General features: G+C 67.0%; 14 protein-coding genes. 7 read left to right on the top strand and 7 right to left on the bottom strand.

Features of this window, described 5'->3' with window-relative positions; genetic code table 11:
• The first annotated feature begins 146 nt into the window (after positions 1-146).
• Together pdxY and IFT58_RS01970 are read left to right on the top strand one after the other, a co-directional pair.
• Positions 147-1055 carry a pyridoxal kinase gene (pdxY, locus tag IFT58_RS01975; RefSeq protein ID WP_192093767.1) on the top strand — a complete coding sequence of 303 codons (909 nt, stop codon included), beginning with the start codon at positions 147-149 and terminating at the stop codon, positions 1053-1055.
• Complete coding sequence (locus IFT58_RS01970; protein ID WP_192093766.1) at positions 1052-2167, top strand: prephenate dehydrogenase; 1116 nt, start codon at positions 1052-1054, stop codon at positions 2165-2167. Before pdxY ends, IFT58_RS01970 begins: the two co-directional genes overlap by 4 nt.
• A 216-nt stretch (positions 2168-2383) precedes the next feature.
• Here the strand turns inward: IFT58_RS01970 and IFT58_RS01965 are convergent, their stop codons facing one another.
• The 5 genes from IFT58_RS01965 to IFT58_RS01945 form a co-directional block, all read right to left on the bottom strand.
• The gene (locus IFT58_RS01965) at positions 2384-2575 is read right to left on the bottom strand and encodes a hypothetical protein (RefSeq protein ID WP_192080655.1); all 192 of its coding nucleotides are present in this window, start codon (positions 2573-2575) and stop codon (positions 2384-2386) included.
• 67 nt (positions 2576-2642) lie between these two features.
• Complete coding sequence (locus IFT58_RS01960) at positions 2643-4406, bottom strand: ABC transporter transmembrane domain-containing protein (RefSeq protein WP_192093765.1); 1764 nt, start codon at positions 4404-4406, stop codon at positions 2643-2645.
• Positions 4399-5004 carry a YigZ family protein gene (locus tag IFT58_RS01955; RefSeq protein WP_192080657.1) on the bottom strand — a complete coding sequence of 202 codons (606 nt, stop codon included), beginning with the start codon at positions 5002-5004 and terminating at the stop codon, positions 4399-4401. Before IFT58_RS01955 ends, IFT58_RS01960 begins: the two co-directional genes overlap by 8 nt.
• Positions 5005-5057: 53 nt before the next feature.
• Positions 5058-6062, bottom strand: a complete 1005-nt coding sequence (locus IFT58_RS01950) for a hypothetical protein (protein WP_342029520.1) — start codon at positions 6060-6062, stop codon at positions 5058-5060.
• A complete protein-coding gene (locus IFT58_RS01945; RefSeq protein ID WP_342029529.1) occupies positions 6059-6613 on the bottom strand; it encodes an RNA polymerase sigma factor in 555 nt (184 codons plus the stop codon). The genes IFT58_RS01950 and IFT58_RS01945 overlap by 4 nt, the downstream gene beginning before the upstream one ends.
• A gap of 208 nt (positions 6614-6821) precedes the next feature.
• Here IFT58_RS01945 and IFT58_RS01940 point away from each other — a divergent pair, with 208 nt between their 5' ends.
• On the top strand, positions 6822-9662 hold the full coding sequence (locus IFT58_RS01940; RefSeq protein WP_249405561.1) for an EAL domain-containing protein: 2841 nt from the start codon (positions 6822-6824) through the stop codon (positions 9660-9662).
• A gap of 90 nt (positions 9663-9752) precedes the next feature.
• Here the strand turns inward: IFT58_RS01940 and IFT58_RS01935 are convergent, their stop codons facing one another.
• On the bottom strand, positions 9753-10349 hold the full coding sequence (locus IFT58_RS01935; RefSeq protein ID WP_192080659.1) for a TIGR00730 family Rossman fold protein: 597 nt from the start codon (positions 10347-10349) through the stop codon (positions 9753-9755).
• 81 nt (positions 10350-10430) lie between these two features.
• Positions 10431-11927, bottom strand: a complete 1497-nt coding sequence (locus IFT58_RS01930; protein WP_192093763.1) for an aminotransferase class III-fold pyridoxal phosphate-dependent enzyme — start codon at positions 11925-11927, stop codon at positions 10431-10433.
• A gap of 213 nt (positions 11928-12140) precedes the next feature.
• Here IFT58_RS01930 and queA point away from each other — a divergent pair, with 213 nt between their 5' ends.
• The 4 genes from queA (at position 12141) to secD (ending at position 17179) form a co-directional block, all read left to right on the top strand.
• Complete coding sequence (gene queA / locus IFT58_RS01925; protein ID WP_192080661.1) at positions 12141-13205, top strand: tRNA preQ1(34) S-adenosylmethionine ribosyltransferase-isomerase QueA; 1065 nt, start codon at positions 12141-12143, stop codon at positions 13203-13205.
• Between the two features lie 454 nt (positions 13206-13659).
• Positions 13660-14790, top strand: a complete 1131-nt coding sequence (tgt, locus tag IFT58_RS01920) for a tRNA guanosine(34) transglycosylase Tgt (RefSeq protein WP_192093762.1) — start codon at positions 13660-13662, stop codon at positions 14788-14790.
• 132 nt (positions 14791-14922) lie between these two features.
• Entirely contained in the window at positions 14923-15267 is a 345-nt protein-coding gene (gene yajC, locus IFT58_RS01915; RefSeq protein WP_042615071.1) for a preprotein translocase subunit YajC, read from the top strand.
• A gap of 61 nt (positions 15268-15328) precedes the next feature.
• Complete coding sequence (gene secD, locus IFT58_RS01910) at positions 15329-17179, top strand: protein translocase subunit SecD (RefSeq protein WP_192080663.1); 1851 nt, start codon at positions 15329-15331, stop codon at positions 17177-17179.
• Positions 17180-17187 lie beyond the last annotated feature (8 nt).

Here is a 17187-nt window from a genome sequence, read left to right as displayed (position 1 = left end):
ACGGGTCAGCCGCTGCGCTCGCCGAGCATGGCTCGGCGCTACCGAAGCCGGGTTTGGCGCGTTCCACCGGGCGCGGCGCATCACCGGGCGTGGTGCGTATCGTCAGGCGCGGCGCGTTCCACCGGGCACGGGCGTAAAATGCGCCCATGAGCGAATCCCTTGAAAATCATCTGGTCCACGGCCGCCGCCAGCGGCCGGATGGACCCTCGCCGGTCGATGTCATCTCGGTCCAGTCGCAGCTTGTGTACGGCCACGCCGGCAACAGCGCGGCGGTACCGCCGCTGCGGGCGCTGGGCGTGCGGGTGGCCGAGATACCGACCACCCTGCTGAGCAATGCGCCGTTCTATGCCACCACCCGTGGCCGCGTGCTGCCGGTGGACTGGTTCGCCGATCTGCTGCGCGGTACCAGCGAGCGCGGGCTGCCACAACGTGCCCGGATGCTGGTCTCTGGCTACTTCGGCAGTGTCGACAATGGCGCGGCATTCGCCGATTGGCTGGATGAGATCCTGCCGCGCTGTCCGCAGCTGCGTTACTGCCTGGATCCTGTGATCGGTGACACCCACACCGGCCCCTATGTCGAACCTGGCCTGGAGAAGGTCTTTGCCGAGCGGCTGCTGCCGCATGCCTGGCTGGTCACGCCCAATGCGTTCGAGCTCGGTCGGCTGACCGGCATGCCGTCGCTGGCCCAGGACGATGCCATCGCCGCGGCCCGCGCGCTGCTGCAGCGTGGCCCGGAATGGGTGCTCGCGCACAGCGTGTCGGGCGAGAGCGGTGAGCTGGTGACCCTGGCCGTGGGCCACGAAGGCGTCTGGCGCTGGACCTCGCCGTTGTTGCCGGTGGACGTGGCCGGTACCGGCGATGTGCTGATGGCGCTGATCGTGGCCTTCCTGCTGCGCGGGGAGACCCTGCAGCAGGCCATCAGCCGCTCGGTGTCCGGCACCCATGCCGCACTGGAGGCGACCCTGGCCAACGGCGTCGAGGAGTTCGACGTGCATGCGGCTGCACCGGCCGCCTTGGCCCAGCCGGAGCGGTTCGCGGTGGAGCGGCTGGCATGAGTGCGTCGCCGCAGGTGATCGGCATCGTCGGCAGCGCCGGTGCGTATGGGCGCTGGCTGCAGCGCTTTTTCAGCGAGCGCATGCAACTGCAGGTGATCGGTCACGACCCGGCGGATCCTGCGTCGCACACGCCCGAGCAGTTGTTGCAACAGGCGGATGTGCTGCTGTTTTCCGCACCGATCCGCCACACCCCCGCATTGATCGCCGACTACGTGCAGCGTGCGGCTGGCCGCGAGGCGGGAACGCTGTGGCTGGACATCACCTCGGTCAAGGAAGCCCCGGTGCGGGCGATGTTGGCGTCACGCGCTGAAGTGGCGGGCCTTCACCCCATGACGGCGCCACCGAAAGCACCGACGCTGAAGGGCAGGGTGATGGTGGTCTGCGAAGCGCGCGTGGATCGCTGGCAGCCGTGGCTGCAGGAACTGTGCGCCGCACTGCAGGCCGAATGCGTGCGCGCGACGCCGGCCCACCACGATAAAGTGATGGCGCTGGTGCAGGCAATGGTGCACGCCGGCCATCTTGCCCAGGCGGGCGTCCTGCGCGGTTACGCGGCGGAACTGGGTGATCTGTCGGCGCTGCTGCCGTATCGCTCCGCCTCGTTCGAGCTGGATACGGCGATCATTTCGCGCATCCTCTCGTTGAACCCTGCGATCTACGAAGACATCCAGTTCGGCAACCCGCACGTGGCGCCGATGCTGGAGCGGCTGATCGCGCAACTGCAGCAGTTGCAGTCGCAGGTGCTGCAGGGCGATGACACCGCACGCGCGGCTTTCCGCCAGCAACTGCTGCACGACAATCGTGACGCGTTCGGGCCGGACGTACTCGCCGATGGCAACTACACCTTCGAACGCGTGGGTTATCTGCTTGCCGATCTGACCGAGCGGCAATCGCTGTCTGTCCATCTGCCGGAAGACAGGCCGGGCTCGCTGCGCGCGTTGCTGCACGTGTTCGAGCAGCACCAGATCAGCCTGGCCTCGATCCATTCCTCGCGCACGCCGGGTGGCGAGGTGCATTTCCGCATCGGCTTCGTACCCGGCAGCAGCGACATGGCCATCGCCGCCGCTGCAGCTGAAGTGGACGACAGCGGCATCGGGCGCGTACTTCCGCGCTGACGGTTTCATCCACAGGCCGTGTGGATGGTTTCCGCACAAACATGTGGATAACCTGTCTCATCCCTTGCGACGCTAGGCTGTCAAGATGGGTGGCTAAAACTTCGCCACCCATCGGATAGTGGCATCCACGGTAGCGCCGAGCCATGCTCGGCGGAGAGTCCCGGGACATGGTGATAGTCCCCGCCGAGCATGGCTCGGCGCTACCGTTTTCTCAGCTCAGATGCTCAGGCGCACATCGCCACCGGGCGTTACGAACTCCCGCCCCTTGCGGACCAACGCGCGGCCGTCTTCCAGTTCGTAACGCGGTTCTACCGCGCTCGCCGCTGCTGCCGCCTCGTCGGGCTTGAATTCAAGAATGATGCGGCTTTCGCCATCCGAATCGGTGGCGGGAAACTGACGGAATGACATCGTCTACCTCCTTCAATCATCGAACATGCGGCGCCAGCGTGCGCCGCCACTCGTTAGCCGCGCGTGGTCAATCGATGAACTGCAGTTTCGCCAGGTCCGCGTACAAGCCACCTTCGGCGAGCAGCTGCTCGTGCGTGCCCTGGGCGATGATCCGTCCATGGTCCATCACCACGATCCGATCGGCCTTGAGGATGGTCGCCAGGCGATGCGCGATGACCAGCGTGGTACGTCCCGCCATCAGGCGTTCCAGTGCCTGCTGCACCGCCCGCTCGCTCTGCGCGTCCAAGGCGCTGGTCGCTTCGTCGAGCAACAGGATCGGGGCATCCTTCAGCAACGCGCGGGCGATGGCGATGCGCTGCTGCTGGCCACCGGACAGGCGCGCACCGCGCTCGCCCAGCTCGCTCGCGTAGCCTTCGGGCAACGCACGCAGGAAGTCGTCCGCTTCGGCGGCGCGTGCGGCCGCTTCCACTTCAGCGTCGCTCGCGTCCAGCCGACCGTAGCGGATGTTGTCCCGTGCACTGGAGGCAAACAGCGTGGGCTGCTGCGGCACCAGGGCCAGCTGCGCACGCAGGGATGCCGGGTCCATCGCACGCAGGTCGATGCCATCAACGGTGATCGCACCGGTAAGCGGATCGTGGAAACGCAGCAGCAGCTGCAGCACCGTACTCTTGCCGGCGCCGGAAGGACCGACCAGCGCAACGGTTTCACCATGCCGCACGTGCAGGCTGAAATGCTCCAGCGCCGGCGTGTCCGGGCGCTGCGGGTAATGGAACACGACATCATCGAAATGGATCTCGCCGCGCAGCGGTACCGGCAGCGCGGTGGGCTTGTCAGGGGCGCGGATCTCCACGTCTTCCTGCAGCAGTTCGCTGATCCGGCCCATGCCGCCTGACGCACGTTGCAGCTCATTCCAGACTTCGGCCAGCGCGCCGACCGAGCCGCCGCCAATCAGCGCGTACAGCACGAACTGCCCCAGCGTACCGGCCGTCAGACGACCGGCGATGACATCGTGCGCGCCCAGCCACAGCACGCCGACGATGGCGCCGAACACCAGCAGGATGGCGCTGGCCGTCACCAGCGACTGCGCGCGGATGCGGCGCTTCGCGGCGCGGATCGAATCGCTCAGTGCCACGCCGAAGCGACCCTGTTCGTAGGGTTCGCGCGCGTGTGACTGTACGGTGCGCACGGCGCCCAGTGTTTCGGCGGCCAGACTGTTGGCATCGGCGATGCGGTCCTGGCTGTCGCGTGAGATCCCGCGCAGACGGCGCGCCCCGATGATGATCGGCAGCACCGCCAGCGGAATACCCAGCAGGGCCCAGGCGGCCAACCGCGGGCTGGTTACGAACAGCATCACCAGGCTGCCGACCACGGTCACGCTGCTGCGCAGGGCGACGGACATGGTGGAGCCGATCACGCTGCGCAGCAGTTCGCTGTCCGCGGTCAGGCGCGACACCAGTTCGCCGCTGCGATTGCGGTCATGGAAGCCGGCTCCCAGGGTGATCAGGTGCCCATACAACTGCGCGCGCAGGTCGGCGACGACCTTTTCGCCCAGCAATGAAACAAAGAAGAAGCGCGCCGCCGTGGCGAGCGCCATCACCACCGCCACCAGCATCAGCAGGGCGAAGGCGCGGTTGATCTGGCCGCCACCGGTGAAGCCGTGGTCGATCATCTGCTTCACCGCCGGCGGCAGGCTGAGCGTTGCCGCCGACGACACCGCCAAGGCGGCCAGCCAGGCACTGAACAGCCCCGCGTGGCGGCGTACGAACGGCCACAGCGTACTGAGGCTGCCAAGGCGCTTGAGGGTGGGGCGGGGCGGGGCGGCGTCAGTCATCGGTGGGGCACTCGGAAGGTTGCAGCAGGCGTACCCGGTTACGGGTGGCGTCGCGCAGGCGCGTTTTCAATGCGTCGCACTGGTCAACGGGCAGTTCGATGCGGATGGCGACCCCGTCGGCGTCGAACGATTCGTCCAGCTTCAGGGCATTGTGCGCCGCCAAGGCCGCGTGCAGCGCGCCCAGATCGTCGAACCCGGCACGGATGTGCAGCTGCGCCAACGCGATCAGCGGCAGGCGCGGCGCGATGCGCAGGCACTCGGCTGCCGTGCCGCCATAGGCCCGCACCAGTCCGCCGGCACCCAGCTTGATGCCGCCATACCAGCGGATCACCACCACCATGATCCGGTCGAAGCCTTGTCCGTCGATCGCCGCCAGGATCGGCCGACCGGCCGTGCCGGCCGGTTCCCCGTCATCGCTGGAGCGATAGTCGTTGCCGTGCCGGTAGGCCCAGCAGTTATGCGTGGCGTCGGGCACCGCGACATGCTGCAGGAACGCGAGCGCATCGCTGGCATCGCCGATGGGTGCGGCGTGCGCGATGAAGCGGCTGTGCTTGATCTCCAGACTATGGTGGACGGCAGCGGCGAGGGTGTCAGGCATCCGTGCAATGTTACCGCGCCGGCTCACGCTGGGCCGGGTGGGCGGTCAGACCGTCAGTCGGCCAGCAGCGGCTGCAGGTCGCGCGGCAGGCGCGTTTCCGGATACTGGAACAGATATCGCTCCAGGCTGGCGCGGGCGACATCGACGTCCCCTGCGTCGCGGCGATGGCGGATCTTCTGCAGCCATTGGCGGCGTGTCAGCTGTGCGTCGGCCAGCACGGCGTCCTGCACGGCTTCGGCACTCAGCGATGCCGCCTGCTTGCGCTGGGCGAAGGCCTGCGGGTTGTTGGCCTGCGCATTTTCCGGCGCGGCGCGCAGGCTGCGTGCGGTACGCGAAGAGGACGATTCGACGTCGGCTGCGCGTGGCTCTGCGGCATCCGCTTCCATCGCGGCAGCCGGCGCTGCGGCGTACGCATCGGCGCGTGCAGGTGCAGGTGCAGGTGCAGGCGCAGGCGCAGCGGAAGGCGCGGGAAGCGGAGGCGCGGGCGGTACCACGCGCTCACGTGGCGCCGGTTTTGCAACGACAGGCGGTGGTACCGGGGCGGGCTCGGGTGCCACGGCGGGCTCGGGTGCTCTGCGTTCTTGCCGTGGCGTTTCTGCGGGGGCCGCGGGTTCTGCCGCCGGCCGCTCATCAGCCTGCATCACGGCCGATGCGTCGGCCGCTTCGTCGGCCTGCGCAGGGCGCGCAGCGGGCGAGCTGCTGTCTGTCGCTGCAGAGGCAGGCGCGGGGGCCGCCTCGACGCGGGCGGGGGCCTGCGGCGGCTCGGGACGCAGCTGCCAGGCTAGGCCGACGGCGAACACCACCGAAGCGGCAACGCCGAACACGGCAGGCCAGCGAGGGCGACGGTGCTGCAGGCGCGGGGTGTGTGCATCGGAGGGCGCTGAAGGGGCCGCGTCATACCTGCCACGCTCGTCGAGCACCGCCGCGCGGGCGGCCGCCAGCACGGCGGCATCCACCGCAGGCGGCGGCGCCTTGTCCAAGCGGCCACCCAGCAGCTTGGCCAGCTCGCGCTCTTCGGCCGTCAGCGGATCGTGGCGATTCAGGTCGGGGCCGGTCATGGGGTCAATCCTGCGCGCAATTTGTCCATCGCGTAACGCAGCCGCGACTTCACGGTTTCCCGGCCAACGCCGGTGATCTGGCCGATCTCTTCCAGGCTCAGCTCCTGCTCCAGGCGCAGCAGCAGCACCTCGCGCTGGTCGGGCGGCAAGGCACCCATCGCCTGCTGCACGCGCCGGCGTTGTTCAAACCCGCTGAGCTCGGTTTCTGGCGTGTGCCCATCCACCACGGCCTCCACCCGTGCGTCGGCATCGTACGGCGCAGGCGGGCGGTGGCGGGACGCGCGCCAATGGTCGTTCAGCCGGTTATGGGCGATGCGGAACAGCCACGTGCCGAAGGCGGCGTCGGGCTGCCAGCCGGCACGGGCTGCGATGACCCGCTGCCACACGTCCTGGAACATTTCCTCAGCCAGGCCGGGATCGCGCAGTTGGCGCAGCAGGAAGCCATGCAGCTTGCGCCGGTGACGCTCATACAGGGCCTGGAACGCGGGCAGGTCGCCGCCGGCCCAGGCGAGCATCAAGGCTTCATCGGTTGGCAATGCGGCAGTGTCCACGGCGCACAGGGTAAGGCCTGCCCGCGACGACGCATAGCGGGTCGTGCCGGAGGCGGGGGCGGCAAGCAACGGGCGAGGAATGGACATGTCTCCCTCCCTAACGGACGAGGGGGAACAGAGGGGTTGCAGGGCTCCATTTCCGGGGGTGGAAAGCGCTATGCTCCGCGTCAAGGGGAGGTGTCGGGAATTCCCGCGCCATGGGGTCGTCATGTTGTCCAGCCAGATCGTTGCGCCATTGATGGAAACGCCAGGCGACGCCGTGGTGACGGCCGGCGTGTTGCAGGCCTTGCACGGGCTGCTGCCGGCGGGCGCGATGCTGCAGGCGTACTGGAACGACCCGCTGCTGGGCGAGGGAATGCAGGGGTTCCCCTGCGACGGCGCGCCCTGCAGTACAGCGGACTGGGCCCGGGTCGGCGTCTGCGACGACCGGCACCAGCAGTGGCAGCACGCCGGTGCACGACTGGGCCTGCAGGTGGATGCGCAGAGCGTTCCGCCGGGTTGGTGGCCGGTCGCCCGCGAAACGCTGCAGGCGGCGGTGCGGCAGGCCCGCCAGGACGCGCAGATCCACGTGCTGGAAGACGGCAAGCGGCTGCAGCAGGCGCTGTATGAAATCGCGGACCTGTCCGGGGCCGAGCTGGAAATGGCCGAGATGCTGCGCCATGTCCACCGCGTGCTGAACACCCTGATGTACGCGCACAACTGCTTCATCGTGGAATACGACGATGTGCGCAGGACGATACGATTTCTGTACTTCGCTGATCAGATCGATGACTTCGTCGCCGATGCATCGCGCACCTATGCGGAAAGCGAGATGCCCGGCAGCCTGACCTTCGCGCTGCTGCAACACGGGCAGGCGCTGAGTGGTCCATCGCGGCAGCTGCTCGCCAGCGTCGGGCAGGATGCACAGCACTGGCGCGGACCGGAAAGCCTGGACTGGTTGGGCGTGCCGATGCTGCGCGACGGTCGGGTATGCGGCGCCATCGTGGTGCAGAGCTACGACCAGCATGATCGCTATGGGGATGCGGATCGCGCGTTGCTCGGCTTTGTGGCCCAGCACGTGCAGACCGCGATGGACCGGCGCCAGGCGCAGGTGCAGCTGGAGCGGCAGGTGGAACGGCGCACGCTGGAACTGCAGCGGGCGAACCGCAGCCTGCAGGATGAAGTGTTCGAACGTCGGCGCGCGGAAAAACTGCAGGCCGCGTTGTACGGCATCGCCGAACTGGCGATGAAAGCCGAGAGCCTCTCGCAGTTCCATGCGCAGGTGCACGGCATCGTCGGCACGCTGCTGGACGCACGCAATTTCTACATCGCGCTGGTGAACGAAGCGGGTGACGGACTGGAGTTCGTGTACTCGGTGGACGAATACACCACGTTGCGGGCGCCGCGCGCTTTCAGCCAGGGACTGACCGAACACGTCGTGCGTGAGCGCAAGCCACTGCTCGCCGCGCGCGCGGCTATCGATGCGATGATCGAAGCGGGGCAGATACGCGAATCCGGAGTGCGCTCGCAGTGCTGGCTGGGTGTGCCGCTGCTGCGCGACGACGAGGTGGTGGGCGTGATCGTCGTACAGAGCTACAGCGCGGATGTAGGATTCACTCCGAATGACCAGCGGCTGCTGACCTTCGTGGCGCAGAACATCGGCGCCGGGTTGGCGCGGCAGCGCGACCAGGAGCGCCTGCGGCTGGCCCACGCCGGGCTGGAGCAGCGCGTGGAGGAGCGCACGCGCGAGCTGGCTGATGTCAACGAAAAGCTGCTGGGGCAGATCGCCGAACGGCTGCGCGCCGAGCAACGGCTGACCCACCAGGCCATGCACGACGGCCTGACCGGCCTGCCCAACCGCATCCACCTGCTGGATCGACTGGAGGACGCGCTTGCACGCGCACGGCAGGGCGAGGGCGGCGAGTTTGCCGTGCTGTTCCTGGACCTGGACCGCTTCAAGCTGGTGAATGACAGCATCGGGCATGCGGCGGGTGACCAGATGCTGGTCGAAGTAGCCCGGCGCATCGTCTCGATGCTGGGGGCCGATGACGTGGTGGCACGCTTGGGCGGCGACGAGTTCGCCATCCTGCTGCAATGTCCGCAGGGGCTTGCGCAGGCACTCGAGTTCTCGCAGCGCATGCTGCTGGCGCTGCAGGAATCGATGTGGGTGGCAGGGCGCGAATTGTTCCCGTCGGGCAGCCTGGGCATCGCGCTGTGGAACAGCCGCTACCACCGCGGCGAAGAGCTGCTGCGCGATGCCGACGCGGCGATGTACCGGGCCAAGGCACAGGGCCACGACCGCTGCGCGATCTTCGATGAAGACATGCGCGAACAAGCGATGCGCAGCCTGGACCTGGAATCCGACCTGCGCCGGGCGATCATCAACCACGATTTCATGCCGTACTACCAGCCGATCGTTCGCCTGTGTGATGGCGAGATCGTCGGCTACGAGGCGCTGCTCCGTTGGCAGCACGAAACGCGGGGGGTGCTGTTGCCGGGGGCCTTCCTCGACCTCAGCGAAGGCAGTGGCCTGATCGAACAGGTGGACTGGCTGATCTACGAACAGGTGATCGCCGGACTGGCGCACGGCGGCAGCGGTTATGTATCGGTCAACGTGTCGCCGCGGCATTTCCGTTCCGCCGATTTCAGTCAACGGCTGTTCGGGCTGATCGAAGCGTTCGACGCCGACCCGCACCGCCTGCGGCTTGAAATTACCGAAGTGGCCCTGCTCGATGACGGCCCGCGCACCCTGCGCGTGCTGCAGGCGCTGCGCGAGCGCGGCATTCTCGTACAGCTGGACGACTTCGGCACGGGATTCTCCGCGCTGTCCTACCTGCACCGTTTCCCGATCACCACGCTGAAGATCGACCAGAGCTTCATCGCCGGTCTGAACGGACCGGAGGCGAAGAGCACCCTGGCGCTGGTCGAAGGCGTGGTGTCACTGGCCCGCACGCTGGGCATCGACACGATCGCCGAAGGCATCGAAACCGAGAGCCAACGCCAGATACTGCTCGGCCTGGGCTGCGACTACGGCCAAGGCTACCTTCTCGGCCGCCCCGCCCCGCGCTGAAGCAAAAAAGGGGACGGAGGGGATTAAGTCGCATTCGGCCAAGGGCGTGGCCGAATGCGACTTAATCCCCTCCGTCCCCTTTTTTCGTGTTTACGGGACCAGTGCCTTGCGGCGCTTCTCGTCGATCCACTTGGAGGCCTGGGCGGGCTCGTAGTGGCGCATCCATTCCAGCATCTCGTCGATGTCCGAGCCGTACCACAGGTCGGCGCGCTGGGCGGGGTGCAGGAAGCGCTCGTCGACCATGCGGTCGATCATGCCGATCAGCGGGGCGTAGAAGCCGTCGACATCGAGGAAAGCGCAGGGCTTGCTGCCGATGCCCAGCTGGCGCCAGGTCAGCATCTCGAAGATCTCTTCCATGGTGCCGAAGCCGCCGGGCAAGGCGACGAAGGCGTCGGACAGGTCGAACATGCGCGACTTGCGCTCATGCATCGAGCCAACGATTTCCAGCGACGTCAGGCCGCGATGGGCGACTTCCCAGTCCGCCAGCTGCTGCGGGATCACGCCGGTGACTTCACCGCCGGCCTCCATCACCGCGTTGGCCACCGTGCCCATCAGGCCGACATTGCCACCGCCATAGACCAGGCGCAGCCCGTCGCGGGCGATACGTTCACCCAGCGCGGCGGCACGCTCGCTGTAGATGGGCTTGCTGCCTGCGTTGGACCCGCAGTAAACACAGATGGACTTCATGGGACTTCCTGCAAATAACGACAAAATGGGGACGGAGGGAATTAATCAGAATTAATTCCCTCCGTCCCCATTTTCGCATTTTCAGGCGGCTTCGGCTTCTTCGCGGCGCGGGCCTTCGCGCAGGGCGCGGCCGATCATGCCGACCAGCAGCTGCAACTCGCTGCTGTCCATGCCGAAGTGCGGGGTGAAGCGGAGCGAGCGCTCGCCGCCGTGGATGACGTTGACGCCGCGACGGCGCAGCCACTCTTCGGTGGAGCCGGCGCCATAGCACTTGAACTGTGGGGCCAGCTCGCAGGAAAACAGCAGGCCGGTGCCCTGGACCTTGGTGATCAGGCCGCCCAGTTCGTCCTTCAGCTGTTCCAGCCGCTGCACCGCTTCCGCTCCGCGCTCGGCGATGTTGCGGCGGACCTCCGGCGTCAGCTGGGCCAGCGTGGCGCAGGCCACATCCAGTGCCCGCGGGTTGCTGGTCATCGTGTTGCCATAGATGCCCTTGCGGTACAGCTGCGCAGCGCGTTCATTCACTGCCAGCACCGACAACGGGTACTGGGCGGCGTTCAAGGCCTTGGAATAGGTTTCCATGTCCGGCGGGTCCAGGCCCTCGAAGCCCGGGTAATCCACCACCGACAGGACGCCGTGCGCGCGCAGGCCGGCCTGGATCGAGTCCAGCAGCAGCAGGCTGCCGTGCGCGCGGGTCAGTTCGCGGGCGAGGGCGTAGAACGCCGGTGGCACCGAACGGCCCGGATCGCCTTCGCCCATCACCGGTTCCAGGAATACCGCTTCGATGAACCAGTTGTTGCGGCCCGCGTCGTCGAACACGGCGCGCAGGGCGGCCTCGTCATACGGTGCGATCGCGATGACCGAGTCTTCGCTGCGGTAGCTCGCCAGGTACTGCTGGTACGTACGGCGGCTGGAATCGGAGTACAGGGCAGGGCGGTCGGTACGGCCGTGGAAGCTGCCCTTGATCACCAGGCGCTTCACCGTCGCGCCCGCATGCGGAGCACCCGGGTCGGTCTGCAGCTTGCTGTTCACATCGGCGATGCGCGCGGCAAGGCCGACCGCTTCCGAGCCGGAATTGAGACACATGAAACGGGTGAACGGGCAGCCGCCGCGACGGTGGCCGATCTCTGCACGCAACGCGCGGACAAAGCGCTGTTGCGACAGGCTGGGGGTCATGATGTTGGCCATCACCTGGGGCTGGGCCATGGCGTCGATTACGGCGTCCGGGGTGTGGCCGAAACCGAGCATGCCGTAGCCGCCCGCGTCGTACAGCACCGCGCCCTTCAAGGTGACCACCCACGGCCCGCGCGCAGTCAGCGCCACGTACGGGGTGACTGCGTCATCGGCATAGAAGTTGATGAAGCCGTCCTGCATGGCGTCGATCTGCGCCTGTTCGTCCAGCGCCAGCAGCTCGCCCAGCTCCGCCTTTACCCGGGAAAATTCCGCAGCAGCGGCGTCCATTGCAGCCACCAGCGACGGGTGGCTCGCGGCCAGCTGCTCCAGCGTGGCGTCATCCAGGCCGGTGGTCAGGCGGGTGCCGGGCTGGGCGCGAAGGGGGGCGAGGCGTTCGATGAAGCTCATTGCAGGTCTCCTGAAACGATAGGTCGCACGGCCCCGGAAAAGCACAACGCGCGGCAAGCGCGCGCGTTGGATGATGGCTCGTGCATTCGGACTTCTGATTCGATGCTAGCACGCGCCTTTTTGCGCGATAACCCCGTGCGTTCGCTGCTGCATGGCAGCATTTTCGCGGCCGTTGGGCTCCTGCATCGCGGTCTGGCGGCGGCCGGTCGTACAATGCGCGCCATTGCCGACCTGTTGCCGCGTGTTCCCTTGAAGAAGTCTGATTTCCACTATGAACTTCCTGCTGAACTGATTGCCCAGGCGCCGCTGGCCGAGCGCTCCGCCAGTCGTCTGTTGCTGGTGCCGCCCGTGCCGGGCGCGCTGTCCGATGCACATGTGCATGACCTGCCGGGGCTGCTGCGCGCGGGCGACCTGTTGGTATTCAACGATACGCGGGTGATCCCGGCGCGGCTGTTCGGCCAGAAGGCCACCGGTGGGCGGGTGGAGATCCTCATCGAACGGCTGTTGGGCGCACAACAGGCCCGGGCGCAGGTCGGGGCCAGCAAGACGCCGAAGCCGGGAAGCCGGATTGCCCTGGATGCTGGCGGCGAGGTGGAGGTACTGGGGCGCGATGGCGAGTTCTACGTGCTGCAGTTCCACGTGCCCGAGGCGCTGGAGCAATGGCTGCTGCATGCCGGTCGCCTGCCGCTGCCGCCGTATATCCAGCGCGAGCCGGGACTGGACGATCGCGAGCGCTACCAGACGGTGTTCGCCCGCGAAGTAGGGGCGGTGGCGGCGCCGACGGCCGGGCTGCATTTCGATGATGCGCTGCTGGATGCCCTGCGGGCCAAGGGTGTGGAATTCGGTCATGTGACGCTGCACGTTGGCGCAGGCACGTTCCAGCCGGTGCGGGTGGATGACCTGAAGGATCATGTGATGCACCGCGAGTGGCTGAACGTGGGCGCGGAGCTGGTACAGCAGGTGCGGCGCACGCGCGAGGCCGGTGGACGGGTGATCGGCGTCGGCACGACGGTGGTGCGTGCACTGGAAAGCGCGATGCGCGACGGCGAACTGCTGCCGTTTGCGGGGGAGACGCAGATCTTCATCACCCCCGGTTACCGGATCCGCAGCGTGGATGCGATGGTGACCAACTTCCATCTGCCGGAAAGCACGCTGTTGATGATGATTTCCGCGTTCGCCGGCAAAGAGCGGGTGTTCGAGGCCTACCGGCATGCGATCGCGCAGCGCTACCGGTTTTTCAGCTACGGCGACGCGATGTTGTTGTTCCCGCAGGGCTGATCGGGTTCCTGTGGGTCTGCGCGTTTCTGTGTCGCCGCGCTGCGAGCCGGGAACAGGCCCCACGGGACACGCCGTGAATCCATCCATGGAGGCTCGTTTCCGCCCGTCCGGGGCTCCAACGGTCCCGTGGGGCCTGTCCCCGGCTCGCCGGACAGAGGGCTGGATGCGGCAGGCGAAGAGCGCCCGTGCGGTGGGTAGGGGATGAGACGCAGCCGGCTTGCGGCCGGCCGTTGCCGCGGCCGGGCGGGGATCCATGCAGGGCGGGGGTGGGGCAGGTTGCACGGGACGCTGAGCCGCATGGATGCGGCGATGCAGCCTACAGGGACGTACTTGCGGCGTGTCCCGTGCGGCCTGCCCCGCCCGCGCCCCTCCCAGAAATCCGACGCGCCATGCTTTTCGCGGTCAACCGGAAAGTGCGGGATAATGGACAGCTATCTGTCCAAGCACCCGCATCATGTCCCGACTGCAGTTCCAGCTCCAGACCACGGATGGCCGTGCCCGCCGCGGCCGCCTCACGTTCCCGCGCGGTACGGTGGAAACGCCCGCCTTCATGCCGGTCGGCACCTATGGGTCGGTGAAGGGGATCTTTCCTGACCAGGTGCGTGCGCTGGGCGCGGAAATCATCCTCGGCAACACCTTCCACCTGTACCTGCGCCCGGGCCTGGACGTCATCGCCGACCACGGCGGCCTGCACGGCTTCGCGCGCTGGGATGGCCCGATCCTCACCGATTCCGGTGGTTTCCAGGTGTTTTCGCTGGCCCACCGCCGCAAGATCACCGAGCAGGGCGTGACCTTCTCTTCGCCGACCGACGGCGCGCGGGTGTTCCTGGGCCCCGAAGAGAGCATGAAGATCCAGAAGGTGCTCGATTCGGACATCGTGATGATCTTCGACGAGTGCACCCCGTATCCCGCGACCGAGGATGTCGCCCGGCGTTCGATGGAGCTGAGCCTGCGCTGGGCACAGCGCAGCCGTGACGCACACGACGCGCTGGAAAACGACGCGGCGCTGTTCGGCATCGTCCAGGGCGGGGTGCATACCGGCCTGCGCAGCCGCTCGTCCGAGGCCCTGCAGCAGATCGGTTTCGACGGGTACGCCATTGGCGGACTTGCCGTGGGTGAACCGGAACATGAACGCAATGCCATGCTGGACCACCTGCACCCGGCGCTGCCGGCGGACCGCCCGCGCTACCTGATGGGCGTGGGTCGACCGGAGGATCTGGTGGAAGGCGTGGCCCGTGGCGTGGACATGTTCGATTGCGTGATGCCCACCCGCAACGCCCGCAACGGCCACTATTTCACCTCCACCGGCACGGTCCGCATCCGCAATGCGCGCTATGAGCGCGACATGGACCCGATCGAGCCGGGCTGCGGCTGTTTTGCCTGCAGCGGGGGCTACACGCGTTCGTACCTGCGCCACCTGGACCGCTGCAACGAGATGCTGGCGCCGATGCTGGGGACCATCCACAACCTCTTCTATTACGAAAAGCTGATGGCGGACATGCGCGCGGCCATCGCGTCGGGAACCTTCGACGCATTCCGCGGGTCTTTCTACGCGGCCCGGGGCGCCACCGCACCACCGCTGTAAGCGGCGACACCCCTGCCGAAGGGCCCAAGGACGAATCCCTGGGCCCGTGGCATACTTCACGGCTGACACCGATCTGCGGTCGCGCCCGGTTCCCCGAGGGAGCGGAGTGCCGCCCAACCAAAGGACTTCTTGATGAACCTGCTTGCTTTCCTGATTCCCGCCGCCCACGCACAGGCCGCCGGCGGCCAACCGCAGGGTTTCACCATGACCACCCTGCTGTTCCCGGTCATCCTGATCGCCATCATGTACTTCCTGATGATCCGCCCGCAGATGAAGCGGCAGAAGGAGCACAAGGCCATGCTGGAGAAGATCAAGCGCGGCGACGAAGTGCTGACCAATGGCGGCATTGCCGGTGTGGTCACCGACATCGGCGACAACTTCGTCACCCTGGAAGTGGCCGACAACGTGCGCATCCGCGTGCAGAAGGGCGCCGTCGGCAACGTGCTGCCGGCCGGCACCCTGAAGTCGGCCGTCTGAGCCACTCCCTTTTCGAAGTACAACCGCGGCGCCGGGGATGGCGCCGCGCGGGACCCTAGCAATGCTCGAATTTCCACGCTGGAAGTACGTCGTCATCCTGATCGTCCTGGCGATCAGTGCGCTGTACGCGATGCCCAACATCTACCAGAAAGACCCGGCCGTCCAGATCACGGCCAACCGTGGCGGACTGGTCGACAGCGCGTTGCGAGATCGCGTGCTGGCTGACCTGAAGGCAGCCGGTGTCACGCCGATGGCGGCGGAAGTGGAAGGTGAAAACCTGATCGTCCGCCTGCCGGACATCCAGGCCCAGACCGCCGCCAACGACGTGCTCAAGCAGAGCGTCGGCGAGGACTACGTGGTCGCGCTGAACCTGGCGTCCACCGTGCCGGACTGGTTGTCCAACCTGGGCGCACGCCCGATGACGCTGGGCCTGGATCTGCAGGGCGGCGTGCACTTCGTGCTGCAGGTCGATCAGAAGGCCGCGCTGGACAAGCGCCTGGATTCCTACACTGAAGACGTTCGCACCAGCCTGCGTGATGCGCGTATCCCGTACCAGTCCGTCGAGCGCCGTGGTGACAACACCATCGTGGCCAACCTCAGCCCGTCAGCGGGCGAGGGCGCCGGCCTGCGTGCGCGCGATGCGTTGTTCAAGTCGCAGCCGACGCTGGGCTATGAAGTCACCGGCAACCGGGTCACGGTGAGCATGCCCGACGCCGAGTTGACCGCGATCGCCAACGGCGCCATCGAGCAGAACGTCAACACCCTGCGCAACCGCGTCAACCAGCTGGGCGTAGCCGAGCCGATCATCCAGCGCCAGGGTGCCGACCGCGTGGTCGTGCAGCTGCCGGGCGTGCAGGATACGGCCGAAGCCAAGCGCATGATCGGTGCCACCGCGACGCTGGAATACCGCGCCGTGGTGGAAGGCAACGCACAGGACGCCATCGATACCGGCCGCATTCCGCCGGAAGCGAAGGTGTACCACCGCCGCGATGGCCGCCCGGAGCTGCTGTCCAAGCGCGTGATCGTCACCGGTGACCAGATGGTCGCCGCGCAGGCCACCACCGACCAGAACGGTGCGGCGGCGGTCAGCGTGACGCTGAACAATGTCGGCGGGCAGCGCATGTTCGACTTCACCAGCGCCAACGTGAACAAGCCGATGGCCGTGGTCTACACCGAGCGCATCCCCAGCGTCGAGACCGTGGACGGCAAGGAAGTGCGCAGCTTCCGGGTCAAGGAAGAGGTCATCTCGGTGGCCAACATCAACGGTGTGTTCGGCAAGAACTTCCAGACCACCGGCCTGGAGAAGCGTGAGTCCGAAGACCTGGCCAAGATGCTGAAGTCCGGCTCGCTGGCTGCGCCGATGGACTTCGTCGAAGAGAAGATCGTCGGCCCGAGCCTGGGTGCGGAGAACGTGCAGCGCGGTGTGACCGCAGTGGGCTTCGCCTTCCTGTTCACGCTGGTGTTCTTCACCGTGTATTACCGCATGTTCGGCGTCATCACCTCGGTGGCGATGCTGTTCAACCTGCTGATCGTGGTCGCGGTGATGTCGCTGTTCGGGGCCACCATGACCCTGCCTGGCTTTGCCGGCCTGGCCCTGTCGATCGGCCTGTCGGTGGATGCCAACGTGCTGATCAACGAGCGCATACGTGAAGAGCTGCGTGCCGGGATGCCGGCCAAGGCCGCCATCGTGGCCGGTTATGAAAAGGCATCGGGCACCATCCTCGACGCCAACCTGACCGGCATCCTCGCGGGCGTGGCGCTGTATGCGTTCGGTACCGGTCCGCTGAAGGGGTTCGCCGTGACCATGATCGTGGGCATCATCGCCTCGATGTTCACCGCGATCACCGTTTCCCGTGCCCTTGCCGTGCTGCTGTATGGCCGCCGCAAGAAGCTCAAGTCCCTGGCCATCTGACGGGAAAA

The organism is Stenotrophomonas sp. CFBP 13718, from assembly GCF_014842145.1.
Classification (GTDB): domain Bacteria; phylum Pseudomonadota; class Gammaproteobacteria; order Xanthomonadales; family Xanthomonadaceae; genus Stenotrophomonas.
The sequence above is the reverse complement of the archived record's forward strand: the minus strand, read 5'-3'. Positions and strand labels throughout refer to the sequence as shown.

Excerpts from the sequence above, each read along its gene's own strand:
- pdxY (WP_192093767.1), top strand. The coding sequence starts at position 147 with ATGAGCGAATCCCTTGAAAATCATCTGGTCCACGGCCGCCGCCAGCGG.
- IFT58_RS01970 (WP_192093766.1), top strand. The coding sequence starts at position 1,052 with ATGAGTGCGTCGCCGCAGGTGATCGGCATCGTCGGCAGCGCCGGTGCG.
- IFT58_RS01965 (WP_192080655.1), bottom strand. The coding sequence starts at position 2,575 with ATGTCATTCCGTCAGTTTCCCGCCACCGATTCGGATGGCGAAAGCCGC.
- IFT58_RS01960 (WP_192093765.1), bottom strand. The coding sequence starts at position 4,406 with ATGACTGACGCCGCCCCGCCCCGCCCCACCCTCAAGCGCCTTGGCAGC.
- IFT58_RS01955 (WP_192080657.1), bottom strand. The coding sequence starts at position 5,004 with ATGCCTGACACCCTCGCCGCTGCCGTCCACCATAGTCTGGAGATCAAG.
- IFT58_RS01950 (WP_342029520.1), bottom strand. The coding sequence starts at position 6,062 with ATGACCGGCCCCGACCTGAATCGCCACGATCCGCTGACGGCCGAAGAG.
- IFT58_RS01940 (WP_249405561.1), top strand. The coding sequence starts at position 6,822 with ATGTTGTCCAGCCAGATCGTTGCGCCATTGATGGAAACGCCAGGCGAC.
- IFT58_RS01935 (WP_192080659.1), bottom strand. The coding sequence starts at position 10,349 with ATGAAGTCCATCTGTGTTTACTGCGGGTCCAACGCAGGCAGCAAGCCC.
- IFT58_RS01930 (WP_192093763.1), bottom strand. The coding sequence starts at position 11,927 with ATGAGCTTCATCGAACGCCTCGCCCCCCTTCGCGCCCAGCCCGGCACC.
- queA (WP_192080661.1), top strand. The coding sequence starts at position 12,141 with ATGCGCGCCATTGCCGACCTGTTGCCGCGTGTTCCCTTGAAGAAGTCT.
- tgt (WP_192093762.1), top strand. The coding sequence starts at position 13,660 with ATGTCCCGACTGCAGTTCCAGCTCCAGACCACGGATGGCCGTGCCCGC.
- yajC (WP_042615071.1), top strand. The coding sequence starts at position 14,923 with ATGAACCTGCTTGCTTTCCTGATTCCCGCCGCCCACGCACAGGCCGCC.
- secD (WP_192080663.1), top strand. The coding sequence starts at position 15,329 with ATGCTCGAATTTCCACGCTGGAAGTACGTCGTCATCCTGATCGTCCTG.